At 57.9% G+C, this 17234-nt stretch carries 14 protein-coding genes; all 14 read left to right on the plus strand.

Annotated features, from left to right (window positions below; translation table 11 throughout):
* A partial coding sequence (locus ABVS03_RS09220; protein WP_368018877.1) for a DUF177 domain-containing protein occupies positions 1-561 on the plus strand: 561 nt, incomplete at its 5' end.
* A gap of 137 nt (positions 562-698) precedes the next feature.
* A complete protein-coding gene (gene rpmF / locus ABVS03_RS09225; protein WP_330971750.1) occupies positions 699-878 on the plus strand; it encodes a 50S ribosomal protein L32 in 180 nt (59 codons plus the stop codon).
* A 93-nt stretch (positions 879-971) separates the two neighbouring features.
* Positions 972-1973, plus strand: a complete 1002-nt coding sequence (plsX, locus tag ABVS03_RS09230; protein ID WP_330971749.1) for a phosphate acyltransferase PlsX — start codon at positions 972-974, stop codon at positions 1971-1973.
* A 35-nt stretch (positions 1974-2008) separates the two neighbouring features.
* On the plus strand, positions 2009-2248 hold the full coding sequence (locus ABVS03_RS09235; RefSeq protein ID WP_330971748.1) for an acyl carrier protein: 240 nt from the start codon (positions 2009-2011) through the stop codon (positions 2246-2248).
* Between the two features lie 57 nt (positions 2249-2305).
* Complete coding sequence (gene rnc, locus ABVS03_RS09240) at positions 2306-2980, plus strand: ribonuclease III (protein WP_330971877.1); 675 nt, start codon at positions 2306-2308, stop codon at positions 2978-2980.
* 39 nt (positions 2981-3019) lie between these two features.
* Positions 3020-6568, plus strand: coding sequence for a chromosome segregation protein SMC (smc, locus tag ABVS03_RS09245; RefSeq protein ID WP_368018878.1), 3549 nt, complete (start codon positions 3020-3022; stop codon positions 6566-6568).
* 1 nt (position 6569) lies between these two features.
* Positions 6570-7478, plus strand: coding sequence for a signal recognition particle-docking protein FtsY (gene ftsY, locus ABVS03_RS09250; RefSeq protein WP_368018897.1), 909 nt, complete (start codon positions 6570-6572; stop codon positions 7476-7478).
* Positions 7479-8921 carry a signal recognition particle protein gene (ffh, locus tag ABVS03_RS09255; RefSeq protein WP_368018879.1) on the plus strand — a complete coding sequence of 481 codons (1443 nt, stop codon included), beginning with the start codon at positions 7479-7481 and terminating at the stop codon, positions 8919-8921.
* A 175-nt stretch (positions 8922-9096) separates the two neighbouring features.
* Positions 9097-12126: a CRISPR-associated helicase Cas3' gene (cas3, locus tag ABVS03_RS09260; protein ID WP_368018880.1), complete on the plus strand. Its 3030-nt coding sequence runs from the start codon at positions 9097-9099 to the stop codon at positions 12124-12126.
* A 187-nt stretch (positions 12127-12313) separates the two neighbouring features.
* Positions 12314-14020, plus strand: a complete 1707-nt coding sequence (gene casA / locus ABVS03_RS09265; RefSeq protein ID WP_330971744.1) for a type I-E CRISPR-associated protein Cse1/CasA — start codon at positions 12314-12316, stop codon at positions 14018-14020.
* A 4-nt stretch (positions 14021-14024) separates the two neighbouring features.
* Positions 14025-14645, plus strand: coding sequence for a type I-E CRISPR-associated protein Cse2/CasB (gene casB / locus ABVS03_RS09270; protein WP_330971743.1), 621 nt, complete (start codon positions 14025-14027; stop codon positions 14643-14645).
* A 12-nt stretch (positions 14646-14657) separates the two neighbouring features.
* A complete protein-coding gene (gene cas7e / locus ABVS03_RS09275; RefSeq protein ID WP_330971742.1) occupies positions 14658-15794 on the plus strand; it encodes a type I-E CRISPR-associated protein Cas7/Cse4/CasC in 1137 nt (378 codons plus the stop codon).
* The gene (gene cas5e, locus ABVS03_RS09280) at positions 15794-16531 is read left to right on the plus strand and encodes a type I-E CRISPR-associated protein Cas5/CasD (RefSeq protein WP_368018881.1); all 738 of its coding nucleotides are present in this window, start codon (positions 15794-15796) and stop codon (positions 16529-16531) included. Before cas7e ends, cas5e begins: the two co-directional genes overlap by 1 nt.
* Before the next feature lie 14 nt (positions 16532-16545).
* Positions 16546-17232: a type I-E CRISPR-associated protein Cas6/Cse3/CasE gene (cas6e, locus tag ABVS03_RS09285; protein WP_368018882.1), complete on the plus strand. Its 687-nt coding sequence runs from the start codon at positions 16546-16548 to the stop codon at positions 17230-17232.
* The last annotated feature ends 2 nt before the right edge of the window (positions 17233-17234 follow it).

A 17234-nucleotide genomic window follows, 5' to 3' on the forward strand; every position in this document is an offset into this window, starting at 1 on the left:
ATCACGATTGCGCTCGATGAGCGCCTGGCCAATCCCGGCGATTCCGTGCCCCAGGTCGGGCATGTGGATATCGACGGCTATAGCCTGGGCGACCATGACTTCGAGCTGCCGGGCGGCTTCGACTACGATGTCGTGCTGACGAATGCCGGCGAAGGCATACTTCTCACGGGCATCTTGAAGGCTCATGTCGTGGGAACCTGCGACCGCTGCCTCGAGCCTGCTGAGTTCGATGTTGCAGGAGAGGTGGACGAGTACTATCTCTTCAAGGCTCCGGACGATGCGGCCGAGCAGGTGAGCGAGGACGAGGATGGGGAAGAGGCAGGCGTCGACTATGCGCTCGTCTCTGACGATTCCACGGTCGATATCACCGATGCCCTCATGGGCGCGCTTCTGATGGATACGCCCTACGTCGTGCTCTGCAAGCCTGACTGCAAGGGCCTCTGCCCGACGTGCGGCGCCAACCTGAACGAGGGAGACTGCGGCTGCGCGAAGAAGCGCGAAGAGGAAGAGCTTGCGCAGAACCCGTTCGCCGTTCTGAAAGATCTCCATCTGGACAAGTAGCACCGAATAGGTCCAAGATGTAGAATTGCTGTTCGCGCGCATCGATAGCATGTGCGTGGTATAGTGTCTTATTGTGTGTTTCTGAGGCAAGACCGCCGGTATGCACTCCGGCGTCAGAAGGTCAAAGAGAGGTCAAGATGGCAGTACCTAAGCAGAAAAAGGGTCGCGGCGCCACGCACACTCGTCGTTCGGCCAACAGCAAGCTCGCCGCTCCGGCTCGTTCCATTTGCCCACAGTGCGGTGCACCTAAGCTTCCGCATCACGTGTGCCCGAACTGCGGCTACTACAAGGACCGCGAGGTCGTCGTCACCGAGTAGTTCGCGCTATCCAACAGAGACGTGGCCTGGGAGGCCGGCCCTTCTGGGGCCGGCCTCCTTCCTTATGGGGCCAGACAAGAGATGGGAGCAGACATGACAGCCATCTGTGTCGATGTGATGGGCTCAGACAAGGGGCCCGAAGTCGTCCTCGAAGGCGTAGCGCAGGCGCTCGCCGCTGATTCCGATCTGACGGTCCTTGTGGCTGGAGCAGACGAGTATGTCACGCCGTTCTGCGAGAAGCATGAAGGGGCACGTCCGCTGGTGACGACCGAGGTCATCCATATGGACGAGCATCCTGCCAATGCCATCCGCACCAAGAAGGATTCAAGCATCGTGCGCGCATCTGCAGCCGTGCATGCAGGCGAGGCAGAGGGACTCTGCTCCTTCGGCTCCACGGGCGCCGTCCTTACGGCTGCCACCTTTGGTATTGGTCGCATCAAGGGCATCAAGCGCCCGGCGCTCGCATTGCCGTGTCCCGGCGTCGGCGGCCACAAGACCGTGATGCTCGACCTTGGCGCGAACGCTGATGTGAAGCCTGAGGTCATGGTCCAGTTCGCCCATATGGGACGTGCCTATGCAAAGGTGGCGCTCGGCACCGACAATCCGAAGGTGGGCCTCCTCTCGAATGGCTCCGAGGATACGAAGGGCTCCGAGATGGCGCTCGCATACCATGCGGCGCTTGCCGAGGGCAATTGCGGCTTTGTCGGCAATGCCGAGGGCACGGATATCCTGAACGGCACGTTCGATGTGATCGTCACGGATGGCTTCACGGGCAATGTGGCGCTCAAGAGCATCGAGGGCACAGCCAAGTTCCTCGTCGCGCAGATCAAGGAGCAGGCGGGCTCTTCCAAGAAGACAGCCATCGGTGCCCTCCTCATGAAGCCCGCCCTCAAGGCTGTGGCATCGGAGCTTTCCGGTGACCGCTACGGCGGTGCGGTCCTTCTGGGCCTTCGCGCTCCTGTCGTGAAGGGCCATGGCTCCTCGAATGCAGCAGCTGTCAAGGCAGCCACGCTTGCCTGCGCAGAGGTCGTGCGCGCCCGTCTGCCGCTCGAGATCCAGCAATCCTGCAGCCTCACGAATGACCGGGTACAATAGGCCTCGTATATCCAGACAAGAGAAAGGCGGAGCTCATGACCCGCGATGAGATTCTTGCAAAGGTGAAGGACATCGTCGCCGACACGATCGACGGCGCCGATGCTTCGAAGATCACAGAAGCCACGACGTTCGAGGACCTCGGTGCAGATTCCTTCGACCGTCTCGAGCTTGTCACGGCCTTCGAGGAAGAGTTCGACGCAACGCTTCCCGACGAGGTGCTTGCGAGCATCGACTCCGTGAAGGATGCTGTCGACGCGATTGAGAAGGTCCTGTAGGTGCAAGAGAACAATTCAGCTGCATACGTAGACGAGCACGTCGCTGCTGCAGAGAAGATGCTTGGCTACCATTTCGAGAACCGTCAGCTCATCGTCTCTGCCATCACGCATCCATCGGCCGTGGAGAACGAGCCTATCTGGGCCTCGTATGAGCGCCTCGAGTTCCTTGGCGACTCCATCCTCGGCGCGATGGTTGCGACCGACCTCTTCGAGAAGTTCCCGAACATGGACGAGGGACAGCTCACGCGCCTCAAGATCTCGCTTGTCTCGGGAGCGACGCTCTCCGAGGTAGGCGAGGCTTTGGGCATCGGCTCTCTCATCATCTTCGGCGAGTCTGAGAAGGGGACGGGTGCCCGTGGCATGCACTCGGCGCTCGAGAACGTCTACGAGTCCATCGTCGGCGCCCTCTACCTCGATGCAGGGTATGAGCGGACGCACACGTTCGTGCGCGATACGCTTTCGCCCTACATGGTGGCAGAGCGTGCACAGCGCCCGCTCTCTCCGAAGAGCAGGCTCCAGGAGGTCACGCAGAAGGACCTCAAGTGCGCTCCGGTCTACAAGCTCGAGAGCGAGGAAGGGCCTGCACACAATCCGACCTTTACGAGTGTCGTGCTTGTGCAGGGCAACCGCATCGGACGTGGATCCGGCTCCTCGAAGAAGGAGTCCGAGACAGCAGCAGCAGAAGATGCACTGCGCCGTCTCAAAGAGAACTTCCGCAAGCCAATCCAGTAGCAGTCCTTTTCCTCCCGCATCCGAAAGGCTTTCCCACCCGTGTACCTCAAGTCGCTGACCCTCAAGGGCTTCAAATCATTTGCCGACAAGACCAGCATGACATTCGACCCAGGCCTGAATGTCGTGGTGGGACCGAATGGCAGCGGCAAGTCGAATGTCTCCGACTCGATCCTGTGGGTTCTGGGAGAGCAGTCTGCCAAGATGCTCCGTGGCCAGGCTATGGAGGATGTCATCTTCTCCGGCTCCTCGGCCAGGCAGCCCGTGAGCATGGCAGAAGTCACGATCGTGCTCGACAACTCGGACCATACGCTGCCGATCGACTTCGACGAGGTGGGGATCACCCGCCGCATGTATAGGTCGGGCGAGTCCGAGTATCTCATCAACGGAGCTCCGGCACGTCTTCTCGATATCCAGGACATCCTCCATGACTCGGGTCTGGGCAAGGACACCCATTCGATCATCTCCCAGGGAAAGCTCGATTCGGTCCTCGCAAGCAGGCCGGAAGACCGCCGCGAGCTCATCGAGGAAGCAGCCGGCATCTCGAAGCACAGGAGGCGCAAGGAGAGAAGCGAGCGCAAGCTCAAGAGCATGGACCAGAGCCTGACCCGTGCCAAGGATGTGCAGCGCGAGATCTCGCGTCAGCTCCGTCCGCTCGAGCGTCAGGTCACGAAGGCACAGAAGAGCCATGAGATCCAGGACCGTCTCTCCGAAGTCACGCAGATTTTGGCAGTGGACGATCTTCGCCAGCTCCAGGCACAGCATGGAATGCTCCAGCAGCGCCAGAAGGAAGCTGATGCCGCCGTCGACCTCGGCAAGTACCAGCTCCAGAAGAAGACCGACGAGCTCGACCATCTCCAGGCATTGCTCGAGGAGAAGGGCCTTTTCGTAGGCGACCTCGGCGAGCAGCGCCGCCATATGCAGGACATCCAGTCCCATCTCGACTCAGACATCCGCATCCTGGAGGAGAAGGGCAAGAACATGGTCTCCCGCCTCTCCGAGATGAGGTCGAGCCTCTCGTCCATGGAGAAGCAGAAGGCAGATGCCGCACGCGAGCTCTCGGAGATGCAGGGAGACCTCTCCGATGCCCAGGTGCAGACAAACGAGCTCAAGCGTCAGGTACGTGAGCTCACGCCTGAAGTGCAGAACGCAGCCAACAGGCGCCGCGAGCTTGGAAACCGCCAGTCGAAGCTGGTGGGCGAACAGCGCGCAGCGCAGCGGGAATCCGACCAGGAGACCGTCGCCTATGCGCGTCTCAAGGACCAGATCTCGAATGCCGAGGTCGAGGACCAGATGTATGCAAGCAGGATCTCAAGCCTCGAAGAGACGCTCTCCGTCTGCGAAGAGACGCTTGCAGAGAGGCGCGGACGCAAGGCTGAGCTCGAAGAGGCGAGGACCGCTGCACAGGAACGTGCAGATGCAGCCCACGAGACGATCCGAAAGAGCCAGGACGAGGCAGCAGGTGCACGGCGTACCCTCGAGGATGCACGCCGCAAGCTCTCGCAGGCCGAAGCCTCGCTTTCGGCGCTTCGCTCGGTCGATGCTTCGCAGGAAAGTGCAAGCCCGCTTGCAGGTGCTCTTGCCAAGCGCGGCGATGTGAAGGAGAGGATTGTCTGCCGCCTGGGCGATGCGCTCGACGTGCCGCCTGAGCTCGACGACCTCGTGGAGCGCCTTCTGGGCGACGATATGGCAGCCCTTGTCGTGGAGGATGCTGAGGATGCTGCAACGGTAGCGTCGTCGGCTCTCGGGATCCGCGGTGCCAAGGGAACGGCGACGATCGTCTCGAAGAAGGCAGCAGCCACAGAGCTCCCTTCAACAGACGGCGTGGCAGGCACGGCCCTGATCGATTCTGTCCATGCACAGAAGGGTGCAGAGAAGCTGCTCTCCGCTCTTCTCGGCGATGTGCGCATCGTCGACACTGCGCGTGCGGCAATAGAGGCCCACGAGCAGTGGCCTGCCTATACCTTCGTCACGAAGGACGGCGTCACGGTGCTTCCGGACGGACGCTGCGTCGTCGGCTCTGGCCGTGGCGTCGAGCAGGGCGCCCTTGAGCGCAAGCGCCGCATCCGTGCCCTCGAGGACGGCATGGGAGCGCTCGAAGCGGCACAGAAAGAGGCAGAGACCAAGGAACGCTCGCTCGAGAAGGCGCTGTCCGGTGCCCGCGACAGCGAGGCCAAGGCAAAGGGCGAGCTTGCTCAGACCCGTGCCGAGCTCAGCTCCGTGACCTCTGAGATAGGACGCCTCGAGCAGCAGGCACGCCAGGCAGCGTCCGAGAAGGCAGGCGTCGAGAAGCGCCGCGAAGAGGCGAAATCGAAAGTCGAGAAGGCACGCTCCGAGGTGGAGCTCCATCACGGCAAGGCAGACGAGGCAGCTGCCCGCGTGAAGAAGCTCACAGAGGAGCTCGACGACCTCTCGAGCAAGCGCAGCGAGGCATCGCGCGAAGAGTCCGATCTCGAGCGCAAGCTCTCCGACGCGAAGCTCAGGCTCGCGACGGTCACGGAGCGTCTACGTCATCTCGAGACAAGGACGAACGAGCTCGAGAAGAGGGACAAGACGCTCACAGAGCGCATCGATGCCACAAAGAAGGCGGCAGAGGCGCTCGATGTGCTGCGCGATCGCGTGGACCCGCTCCATCAGCGCTACCGTACCCTCATCGAGGCAGCAGACGAGTGGGGACGTCGTCTCTCCGATCAGGCAAGCCTCGCCGAGGCAGACTCTGAAGACCTCAAGAAGACGATCCACGAAGCGAAGGCAGCAGTCGATGAGGCCTCCGCTGCGCTCGAACGCGCAAAGACCACGTCGCAGGACCTCAAGGTCGAAGGCGGCAAGCTCGAGGTGCAGGTCGAGAACGCGATCAATGCGATTGCACAGACAGGCGCCGTGCTCGAGGAAGCGCTCAATCTCCCTGAGCCCGAGGACAGGGGAGCGCTCGAGGAGGAGCGTGACTCCCTCAAAGCGCAGCTTGCCAAGATCGGCCCTGTGAACGAGGTCGCCATGGATGAGTACACGCAGCTCAAGGAGCGCGCAGACTATATCCACGAGCAGGTGGAGGACCTCGAGAGCGCACGGGCCTCGCTTGCGAAGATCACGGCTGCCATAGAGCGGAAGATGAAGAACCGCTTCCTTGCGGTCTTCGACCAGGTGAACACGAACTTCCAGGACATCTTTGCCATGCTTTTCCCCGGAGGCCATGCCCACATCGAGATGACGGACCCGGACCATCTCTCCGAGACCGGCATCGAGGTCGTGGCGCAGCCTGTGGGCAAGAGGATTGCGAAGATGACGCTCATGAGCGGCGGCGAGAAGTCGCTGACGGCCCTTGCCCTCCTCTTTGCGGTCTACAAGACCCGTACCGTCCCCTTCTATGTCTTCGACGAGGTGGAGGCGGCACTCGACGAATCGAATCTCGGGAAGCTGCTGATGGCAATAGATATCCTGAAGGAATCGACGCAGCTCATCGTCATTTCCCACCAGCGGCGTACGATGGAACAGGCGGATGTCCTGTATGGTGTATCCATGCAGGCGGATGGTGTGAGCCATGTCGTGTCGCAGCGGCTGGATCATGCTACAGGAAAGGTGGTCGATGCCTAAGATGGGACTTTTTGACAGGCTGAAGCATGGCCTCTCCCGCTCGCGCGAGGCCATGAACGAGCTCTTCTACATGGGCGGCGAGGTCGACGAGGAGTTCTGGGAGAGCCTCGAAGACACCCTTGTCATGGGCGACATGGGAGCAGAGGTCGCCATGAAGGTCACCGATGACCTGCGCGAGGAAGCGGCACGCAAGAACCTGAAGACAGCGCCTCAGCTGAGGGAAGCCCTCGCCAAGCGCCTTGCCCAGGAGTTTGCTCCTGTGGAGCGCGACCCCTTCACCGATCTTCCGTCCGTCGTCCTCTTCGTCGGCATCAACGGTGCCGGCAAGACCACGACTGTGGGCAAGCTTGCGGGAGATGCCCACAGGCATGGAAAGAGCGTCCTCATCGGCGGCGCCGATACGTTCCGTGCTGCTGCCATCGAGCAGCTTGAGGTCTGGGGCACAAGGGTCGACGTGCCGGTCATCACACGCGAGAGGGGAGCAGACCCGGCGTCTGTCTGCTACGACGTCGTCGATACGGCAGAGAAGATGGGGGCGCAGCTTGTCCTCATCGATACGGCAGGACGTCTCCACACGAGCCCCGAGCTCATGCGCGAGCTTGCCAAGATCGTGAATGTCACGAGGAAGCGGAGCTCCTATCCTGTCTCGGTCGTCCTCGTGATCGATGCCACGACGGGCCAGAACGGCCTTCTCCAGGCCAAGGAATTCAACGATGCCCTCGATGTGGACGGCCTCATCGTCACGAAGCTCGACGGCACGGCAAAGGGCGGCATCGCTGTCGCCATCTCTCATCAGCTGAACCTGCCCATCTACCGCATCGGCGTCGGCGAGGGAGCGGAGGATTTCCAGTCCTTCGATGCCCTGTCGTTCTGTCGTGCGCTTGTGGGAGAGAACGAAGGGAATCGATAGATGTTCAACAGCCTTTCTGACCGCCTGCAGGACACCCTCGACAAGCTGCGCGGCAAGGGCCGCCTGACCGAGGACGACATCAATGTCGCCATGCGCGAGATCCGCATGGCCCTGCTCGAGGCGGATGTCAACTACCGCGTCGTGAAGGACTTCGTTGCCTCCTGCAAGGAGAAGTGCCTCTCGGCCGAGGTCCTGGATTCGCTCACGCCGTCCCAGAACGTCGTGAAGATCGTCCTCGACCAGCTGACCGAGCTTCTCGGCACGACCGAGTCGAAGCTCACGCTTGCACAGAACAGGACGCCCAATGTCATCATGCTCGTCGGCCTCCAGGGCTCCGGCAAGACGACGGCGGCATCGAAGCTTGCCTACCTCTTGAAGGGCCAGGGCCACAAGCCCCTGCTCGCTGCCTGCGATACCCACCGCCCTGCTGCAGCAGACCAGCTCGAGACCTTGGGCAAGGAGATCGGCGTCCCTGTCTATCGCGGTGACGGCAAGGACGCTGTCAAGGTCGCGAAGGAGTCCATCAAGGCTGCTGTCGACGGCATGAACGACATCGTGATCGTCGATACGGCAGGGCGTCTCCAGATCGACGAAGAGATGATGCAGGAGGCTGTCGACATCAAGGACGCGGTCAAGCCCGATCAGATCCTCATGGTCGTCGATGCCATGACCGGCCAGGACATCGTGAACGTCGTCTCGACCTTCGCCGAGCGCGTCGACTTCGACGGTGTCATCATGTCGAAGCTCGACGGCGACGCCCGTGGCGGCGGCGCACTCTCGGTGCGTGCCGTGACCGGCAAGCCCATCAAGTTCGTGTCCATGGGCGAGAAGCCGGACTCCCTCGAGGTCTTCCATCCGGACCGCATGGCAAAGAGGATCCTCGGCATGGGCGATGTCGTGGGCATCATCGAGCAGGCCCAGAAGACGGCTGACGAGCAGTCCATTGCCGATGCCGAGAGGATGCTGCGCGAGGGCTTTACCATGGACGACATGCTGACCCAGATGCAGCAGATCCGCAAGATGGGCGGCGTCAAGAAGATCATCGCATCCCTGCCTGGTGGCGAGCGCATGCTCAAGCAGGCAGGAGACATCGAGGACGAGAAGCAGCTCAAGCGCATCGAGGCCATGATACGGTCGATGACAAAAGAGGAGAGGGCAAGGCCCAAGACCATCAATGGCCAGAGGAGAAAGCGCATTGCTGCCGGTTCCGGCAGGACGGTCCAGGAAGTGAACCAGCTCCTTAAGCAGTGGAGCGAGATGAACAAGATGATGGGCAAGATGCGCCAGATGTCTCAGCAGGCTTCCAAGAACGGCAAGATCTCCAATCGTCAGCTCCAGCAGATGATGAGGCAGGCACAGGGCATGGGCGGCATGCCTGGAATGGGCGGCATGCCCGGCATGGGCCGTGGCGGCAATCGTGCTTCCAGAAGGCGCGGCTGGTAGCTCGTACCTCATGCTCAACTGCATATAAAGCGTTTGGTCAGAGCCTCCCATGCTGGGAGGCTCTTCCTGTTAGATTCCCGACAGCGCGAATACCTATTTCTGTCTGGCTCATGGTTTAGAGTGCTGTATGAAAGCGGGACTCCTATCGATATGCCTACTGCAGCGGGTGATGAGGATGTCGGAAGAAGCAAAGGTACAGCATGTGCTCTCCAAACAGGCACGTTCCCTCTGGGGCAAGACAGGCGAGCCCAATGAAGAGGGCGATCCGACCTGGCTTCCACTTTCTGTCCATCTGAGCGATGCTTCTGGCATTGCAGGCAAGCTTTGGGATCAATGGCTCCCGAAATCGACACGCAAAGTCATTGCTGGGGCATTTGATGGAGACGAGCAGCTTGCGAGGGCTTTCGTCATCTTCATCTGCGGGGCTCATGATGTCGGAAAGGCAACTCCGATCTTCGAGGCGAAAACCGATCTGCGGAGCATGCCGGAAGAGGCTGGCCTGCATGTTCGAGAGACCTTACGAAATGAGAAAGATCCGACACACCCTATAGCCGGCGAGATTATCCTTGCCGATTACCTCGAATCCAAGGTCTTCGGCGAAGAAGAGCAGCAGGATTCCTGGCACTGCAAGAGACAGATAGACGCCATCGCAAGCATCATCGGTGCTCATCATGGCAACTTCCCCAGCCTTTCCCGCATCAGCGATGGAGAAGGCAAGCTGGTGGAGCTTGGATGGACAGAAAGCGCCGGCAATTGGAAGGAAGTCCAGAACGAGCTCATCGATCATGCCCTGAGCATGGCAGGTATCGATGAAGCGCATCTCCGGAGAATTGCCCATCACCATCTGACTGTGGCTACAGAGAGCCTGGTAGACGGTTTCCTCATCATGGCAGACTGGCTGGCAAGCAACCAGGACCTTTTCCCTACCTGCTCTGTCTATGACTCGATTGGCGATGAAAAGCTGAAGGGAAGAGTTGATAGAGCCTGGCAGAACGCATCGATACTTCCGTCATGGAATGAAGAGCCTCCTGTCGTGCAGCCGTTCGAAGAATACTTCGCATCGAGATTCAATCTTCCTGCAGGGGCGCATGCACGGCCTGTGCAGGTCGCTGCTGCAAAGATTGCTTGGGAGACGAAAGATCCCGGACTCCTCATCATCGAAGCTCCTATGGGAGAGGGAAAGACGGAGGCAGCTCTTGCTGCTGCAGAGCTTATGGCATATCGCTGCGGCATGGGCGGCGTCTGCGTGGCTCTGCCGACCATGGCAACGACCGATGCAATGTTTAGTCGTGTCGATGAATGGCTTGACCGTCTTCCTCAAGCAGAAGGAGGGGATGAGAAAAGCATCTATCTGGCACATGGCAAATCGCGGCTGAACGAGCAATTCCAGGGCATCATCAGAGAATCTTGGAGAGCGTCCCGCAAGGTCCATACAGACGATGATGGCAAAGCGGATGGTGTGACAATCTCTGAATGGATGCTGGGACGCAAGCGTGGCATGCTTTCAAACTTTGTGGTCTGCACGGTCGACCAGGTACTCATGGGAGCTCTCTGCATGAGGCATCTGTCCCTTCGCCAGCTTGCCATAACGAACAAGGTCGTCATCATCGACGAGTGTCATGCTTACGACCTCTATATGCGCCAGTATCTCGAACGGCTTCTGGAGTGGCTAGGATTCTGGCACGTGCCAGCAATACTGCTCTCAGCCACATTGCCTATTGGCCAGCAAGAGAGCATGGTCAGATCATATCTTTCTGGCAGAGGGGCAGCTGATGGGCCTGCAGATAACAAGTCCGCAAAACCGTTGCCTCCATATCTCAGGAAGAAATTGGCCTCTGCTGTTTCTGATGAATCAGCCGCTGCGGATGAACCTGCACTCGGCGCATATCCGCTTCTGACCTATACGGAGGGGCTAATAGAGAAGTGGACTGAAGTTCCAGCATCTGGACGCAGTGTCACCGTCAGTGCCGAGTTTATCGGAGACGATATCGAGACTCTTGCAGAGACATTGAAGCAGCTCCTCAAGGATGGAGGCTGCGTGGGCATCATCTGCGATACGGTAGGTCGCGCACAGGCGGCAGAGCGGGTGCTTTCTGGATGCTTCGGACAGGATGCAGTTGTACTGGATCATTCCCGGTTCATGGATATAGATCGTTTTGCAAGAGAGAAGAGCCTGAGGGATAAGCTGGGTCCCGAGGCAACTGTCGAGAATGGCATGAGACCTGCCCTTCTTGTCGTTGTCGGGACACAGGTTCTCGAACAGTCGCTCGATATCGATTTCGATGTGCTCATAAGCGATATTGCACCAATTGACCTGTTGCTGCAGCGCTTGGGCAGAACGCACAGGCATGCAAGAGGAGCTGCAGAATGCAGTCGCCCAGAGCCGCTGAGACGGGCACGGTGCCTCATCAGGGGCATTTCCGAATGGAGCGAGGATGGTCCGAAATTCGCATTGGGGGTAGCAAACGTATATGACCAGGCGACGCTGCTTGAAAGCGTTGCGATGCTGGGGATGGCAGATGAAAGGGCAGACACGGAAATTTCTTTGCCACATGACATACCGCGGCTGGTCAGGACTGCATACTCCGATGCAGTGAAGGCGCTCATCCCAGATGCATGGATGGCGAGGTATGAGAAAGCCTGCAAAGAAAGATCGAAAAAGAACGAGGGAAAGACGGAAAGGGCGCAGACATACCTGCTGCATGATGTTGCTAAAGTTGCAAAAAACGATGGCAGCCTGATCGAGCTTGCCGAATCTCAGCAGGTGCTGGAAGAAGATCCAAGAGACTCCGACAAAGGCCAACGTGCTGTCCGCGATACGCAGGAAACTGTCGAAGTGCTGCTGGTTAGAGAGACAGAGGATGGCGGCATCGCCCTCATGCCCTGGGTTGGCAGCAAGGATGTGCCAAAGGGAGCGCAGCTTCCCTGTGACTGCGAGCCGGAACGTGCAGCGGCATCGCTCTTGCTGCAGTGCGCCGTAAGACTGCCTCTTTCTATCTGCCCGCTCAAGGACATCGACAACGTTATCCATGAGCTAGAAGACAAATCGTGGCCATACGTATCATGCTGGCAGCAGTCTCCATGGCTCGCCGGACAGCTTCTTCTTGTCATGCATCAGGGGGAGAATAGCGAGTATCAGACTGAGCTCAATGGCAAGGTCTTGGAGTATTCCCTTCATAGCGGTTTGGCTACCGTTCGCGGATAGAATTACATTCACATAACAGTTGAGTTTATATTTATAGCTAGCAAAGCGATAACTTCTGATGAGGGGAGGCGGATATGGACTTGTTCCCTTGAGATGCTGGGGATGACCCGTGTTATGTGAAGGGTCGCAAGTGTTCCCCGCATCGGCGGGGTTGATGAGTTAAACGGTCTGAAAGAGAGGAGGAAGTATGACAGACCAGAAGCAAGAGCCATCGTTCGATCTTTGCATGGACGCATGGATGCCAGCGGTGTATCTGGATGGAAGCTTGGGAGAAATCTCGCTCAAAACGGCTTTCGAGGAAGCAGATTCTATCAAAGAGCTGTCAGGCGACATCCCAGAACAAGTCCTGCCTATATACAGAATGATGCTGGCAGTTCTTTACCGTGCCTATCCTTTGCCGGAAGGAGACGATGAAAAAAGTCTTCTGAAGACTTGGGGAGAGATTTGGCAAGCTGGACATTTTGATATGGAGCCCATCTGCCAGTACCTCGACTTTTTCAAGGACAGGTTCGATCTCTTTGACAGCCAGCATCCGTTCTATCAGACTCCCGGTCTTGTCTACTCAGGCAAGGATTCGGACGGGGTCGGAGAGCTGGTTGCAGATGTTCCCAAGGATGACAAGTACCTGTTTTCCATGAGGGATAAGGGCACGCTCGAAAGTCTGAGTTTCGCAGAAGCTGCGAGGTGGCTGATCTTCCAGCAGTCATATGCGACAGCAGGAATCAAGCCTGCTGTTGTTGGCAACACTCATGTGAAGTCAGGAAAGGTCTATGCTCCGAAAGGCTCTGTTGGAACTGGAATGCTGGGGGCAGAAGGCGGCATCTTCCTTGAGGGACATTCGCTCTTTGAGACGCTGATGCTCAATTGGGTGCTCTATGATTCCAACCGGAAGTCCACTCCAATCGTAGGGGATGAAAAGGATATTCCTGCGTGGGAGCTCGATTCACATAGCTTCGATCTCAAAGACGCAAAGCCGGGCGAGCCCTGCGGTCCTGCTCAGGCGTATACCTGGCAGTCGCGAAGGATGCGTCTCATCCCCTCAGCAGACGGAAAACGCGTCACCGGCGTCATCAGCTGCTACGGCGATATTCCAAGCGTTCTGAATGCAGATGCCGCTGAACCTATGACAGCCTGGAGAAGGAGCGAGGCACAGCAGAAGCGTCTTGGCCTTCCCGTTCCTCCTCGCATGCCGCAAGTGCATGATTCTTCGAGATCCATTTGGAGAGGTCTTAGTTCGATTGTCTCTGCTGAAGGAGATGATTTGCGGCCTGGCGTTGTCAGGTGGGCAGAGCTGCTGCGTTCGGTGCATGCAATAGATGACCATGATCTGCCGGTGCTCGCAATACATGCACAGGGGATGACATATGGCACTCAAAGCAGCGTCTTCTCGGATGCCATAGACGATGTGTTCGATATGAGCTCATCCCTGCTGTCTCATGATGCCGCTTCATGCAAGAGAGCTGTAGAGGTGGTGGACCTAGTCGATCAGTCTGTAGGTGCACTGGTAAACTTCGTTTCCAATCTACAGCGTGCAGCGGGCGATAAGGCAGCAAAAGATGTTGCGCGAGCTGAGCGCGAGAAGGTTCGAGAGCTTGCATACAGCGAGCTTGATTCGATATGCCGCAGCCGGCTTGCGCACTTTCCGAGCAACCAGGAAGAAGCCTATGACTTCAGCGAATCCTGGAAGCAGGAAGTTCATTTCAAGCTGCTGAGCATCGCGAATGGCTACGTGCAGTCCTCCCAGCGTTCGTTCTTTGACGAGCATGAGGGCATGACTGCCGGACGGGCTGTTGCCATCCTTCACGGCAGCCTAAACAAGATCCTGGGAAAACCGAACGTCGCTGCGGAAGGCACGAATGCCAACGCGGCTGTTTCGGATGCGAAAGGGGCGTGATGTCATGTTCATATCAACATGTGCAAAGACACTTGGCATATGCGTCAATCGCAAAGTCGGAGGCTTGCAGTCAGCCTATCTGGCAGGCTCCTCTTCGGCGCGTGCGAGCCTGGCGCGTCTCCGCAAGACCGACCAGCAGGGAGGAGCACCCTGGATTGTCGTAGGAGAGGAACTCTTCGAGGATTTGCCTGATTTGGGATACGGACCAGCAGTCGAGCACAAGGAGCTGCTCAGCATACGTGCATCTCTCAGATACTATGCAATGCTCCAGCAATCGAAGAAATATCCTGTTGCTCTGATTGGCTCCAAGGGAAACGAGGGTACTTTCGGTTCGGCATGCGGACGCATTGCATCGGGAGATGACAAAGGCGCTCCCGGCGTCAGGAGACGTATGGCTGTGCTGGAATCAGCAACAGACTTCAATTCTCTCGAGAATGGAATTCGGGCTCTGATACAGCTCATGCATGCGGCAGATAGCCAGATTCAGCTTGATTTCGGCAGGTTGGCCGGCGATTTGCTCAAGCTCCAGTTCGAAGATATGCGGCAGGAAGTCTTCGAGGCATGGGCGAGAGATTATTATCGCGTCGGATCTTCGACGAGCACAAAGAATGACAAAGAAGAATAGCGGGAGGCAACCATGTTTGTTGATATCTATGCAATCCAGAATGTACCGCCCTGTGACATCAATCGCGACGATACCGGTACGCCGAAGACGGCAATCTACGGTGGCTATCTGCGGTCTCGTGTTTCCAGCCAGGCATGGAAGCATGCCATGCGCGAAGAGTTCTCCAAGCACGTGGATGGCTCCCAGCTTGGGGTCAGGTCGAAGCATGCGGTCGCGCTGATTGCGGATGAGATCGTGAAGCAGCGTCCGGAACTTGCCGATCTTGCAGAGTCGATGGCTACTGATGTCCTCAAGATCACAGGGGTGAAGGTTGAGGAGTCAAAGCGCAAGGGCCAGGATCAGGGCACCTCAGTCACGCAGTATCTGATCTTCATCGCCCGTTCGGAGATTAGCAAGCTCGCAGCTATTGCCATCAAGGCGCATGATAGCGGAGATGATCTTACGAAGCCGAGCAAGGAACTGAAGAAGCAGGTGTCGAGCGCTTTCCACGGAGTGCAGGCGCTGGACATCGCGCTCTTCGGCAGGATGCTTGCCGATGCGCCTGACCTGAACACCGATGCTAGCGCGCAGGTTGCCCACGCCATATCGGTGGACAAGATTTCGCAGGAGTTCGATTACTTCACTGCTGTCGATGATATTGCAGCAGAAGACAATGCAGGCGCTGCAATGCTGGATACCATTGGCTTCAATTCCTCTACGCTCTACCGCTACGCAACGGTGAATCTTGACACTCTTGAGCAGCAGCTTGGTGGTGCAGATGCTACCTCTGCAGCAACGAAGGCGTTCCTGGATGCGTTTGTGACCGCTATGCCGACAGGCAAGCAGAATACGTTCGCGAACAGGACGCTTCCAAGCGCTGTTCTCGTTGCGCTGCGCAAGGACCAGCCAGTAAATGGTGTTGCAGCCTTCGAAGAGCCGGTCAGCGCCAAGGAAGGAACTTCAATCTCTAGGCAGGCAGAGGATAAGCTTGCGAAGACGCTCGTGCAGATTTCTGGTGCATACGGAGACGCTCCTGCTGCAGCATGGTGGACTGCCGTGGATGGAGGAACGGAGGCGCTCCAGGACTTCGGGGCTGGTTGTTCGTTCCCTGAGATGCTGGATCAGGTCGAAGCTAGCGTAAAGAACGTGCTGGCTGGTGGTGAAGCATAATGACGGTATTGCTGCTCAGACTTTCTGGGCCAATGCAGTCATGGGGCGATTCTTCGCGCTTTGTGCGCAGGACGACGCGCAATGAACCGACAAAGAGCGGAGTCATCGGATTGATGGCTGCTGCGCTTGGACGGTCAAGGGAAGACAGCGTCGAGGACTTGGCTGCACTCGAATTCGGAGTTCGTGCCGATCAGCCTGGAAACCTGATTGTTGACTTTCAGACCGAGAAGACGCTCGGCGATGCAGGAAAAAGCATGCCGCTTTCGTACAGATATTATCTGTCCGATGCGAAGTTTCTGGCTGCACTGGGCGGAGATGACGAACTGCTCAAGGATATCGATGCGGCATTGAAGCATCCCTGCTGGCCGCTTTACCTTGGCAGGCGCTCTTGTCCTCCTGATGGCCCGGTGTCGCTTGGCCTCCATGAGGAATATGAAGGCGTGAGAGATGCTCTTGGGAAAGCTCCGTGGCTTGCATCTCAGGCTTACAGGAAAAAGCACTCGCGTACACGGGAACTGGAAGCAGTATGCGATGCCAAGACTGATGAGGAAGGAATCAGTCAGGCCGATATTCCGATTACCTTTAGCGGCAGTGGCCGCAAGTATGCAAACAGGAAGACATGGCGCTGCCGGATAGAGATATCCGGCCTCGAGGGCGAAACTGCTCCCCGCAAGGATGGAACAGACAAGCAGCCTATTGAGTTTCACGGCAGCCATGATCCAATGAGCTTCTTCTGAGAGGAGGTGCCAACGTGTATATCTCACGTATGCAGCTGAATATCGCTCGCATGCAGGCCGTACAGCTTGTGAATTCGCCATACAAGATGCACGCCGCCATCGAACAGGCTTTCCCGCCGAATGCGCTTCGCAGCGATGACTCAGGTCGCATTCTTTGGAGAATCGATTCTACGAAGAACGCGAAGGATGGTGTATGGCTCTATGTCGTGAGTCCCTCTAAGCCAGACTTTACGCATATAGTCGAACAGGCTGGCTGGCCTTCTACGACAGGCTGGGAGACGAAGGACTACTCTCCTGTGCTTGATTCCCTTGCTGCAGGACAGGTATGGCAGTTCCGTCTCAAGGCAAACCCTGCGAGAAAGGTCATGCAGAATCAGGGAAGAAGGCCCAACGACAAAGTGGTCGGCACCATCCAAGGCCATGTGACAGTCGAGCAGCAGCTGACCTGGCTGATGGACCGCTGCGAGAAGCATGGCTTCGAAATTGCAACAGACAGCGATGGGAATCGAATCATCACTGTTACCCATCGAAGCATCGAGCGCTACAAGCATCGTGACGGCAAGGTCACAATCAATACAGCGGTATTTGATGGAGTGCTGATAGTGAGGGATTCGGAGCTGTTCCGCAAGTCTCTGTGCTGCGGCATTGGCAGGGCCAAGGGATTTGGATGTGGCCTGATGACAATAGCGCCATTGCACTGAGC

Source organism: Olsenella sp. AGMB03486, assembly GCF_040884255.1.
Classification (GTDB): Bacteria; Actinomycetota; Coriobacteriia; order Coriobacteriales; family Atopobiaceae; genus Olsenella_L; species Olsenella_L kribbiana.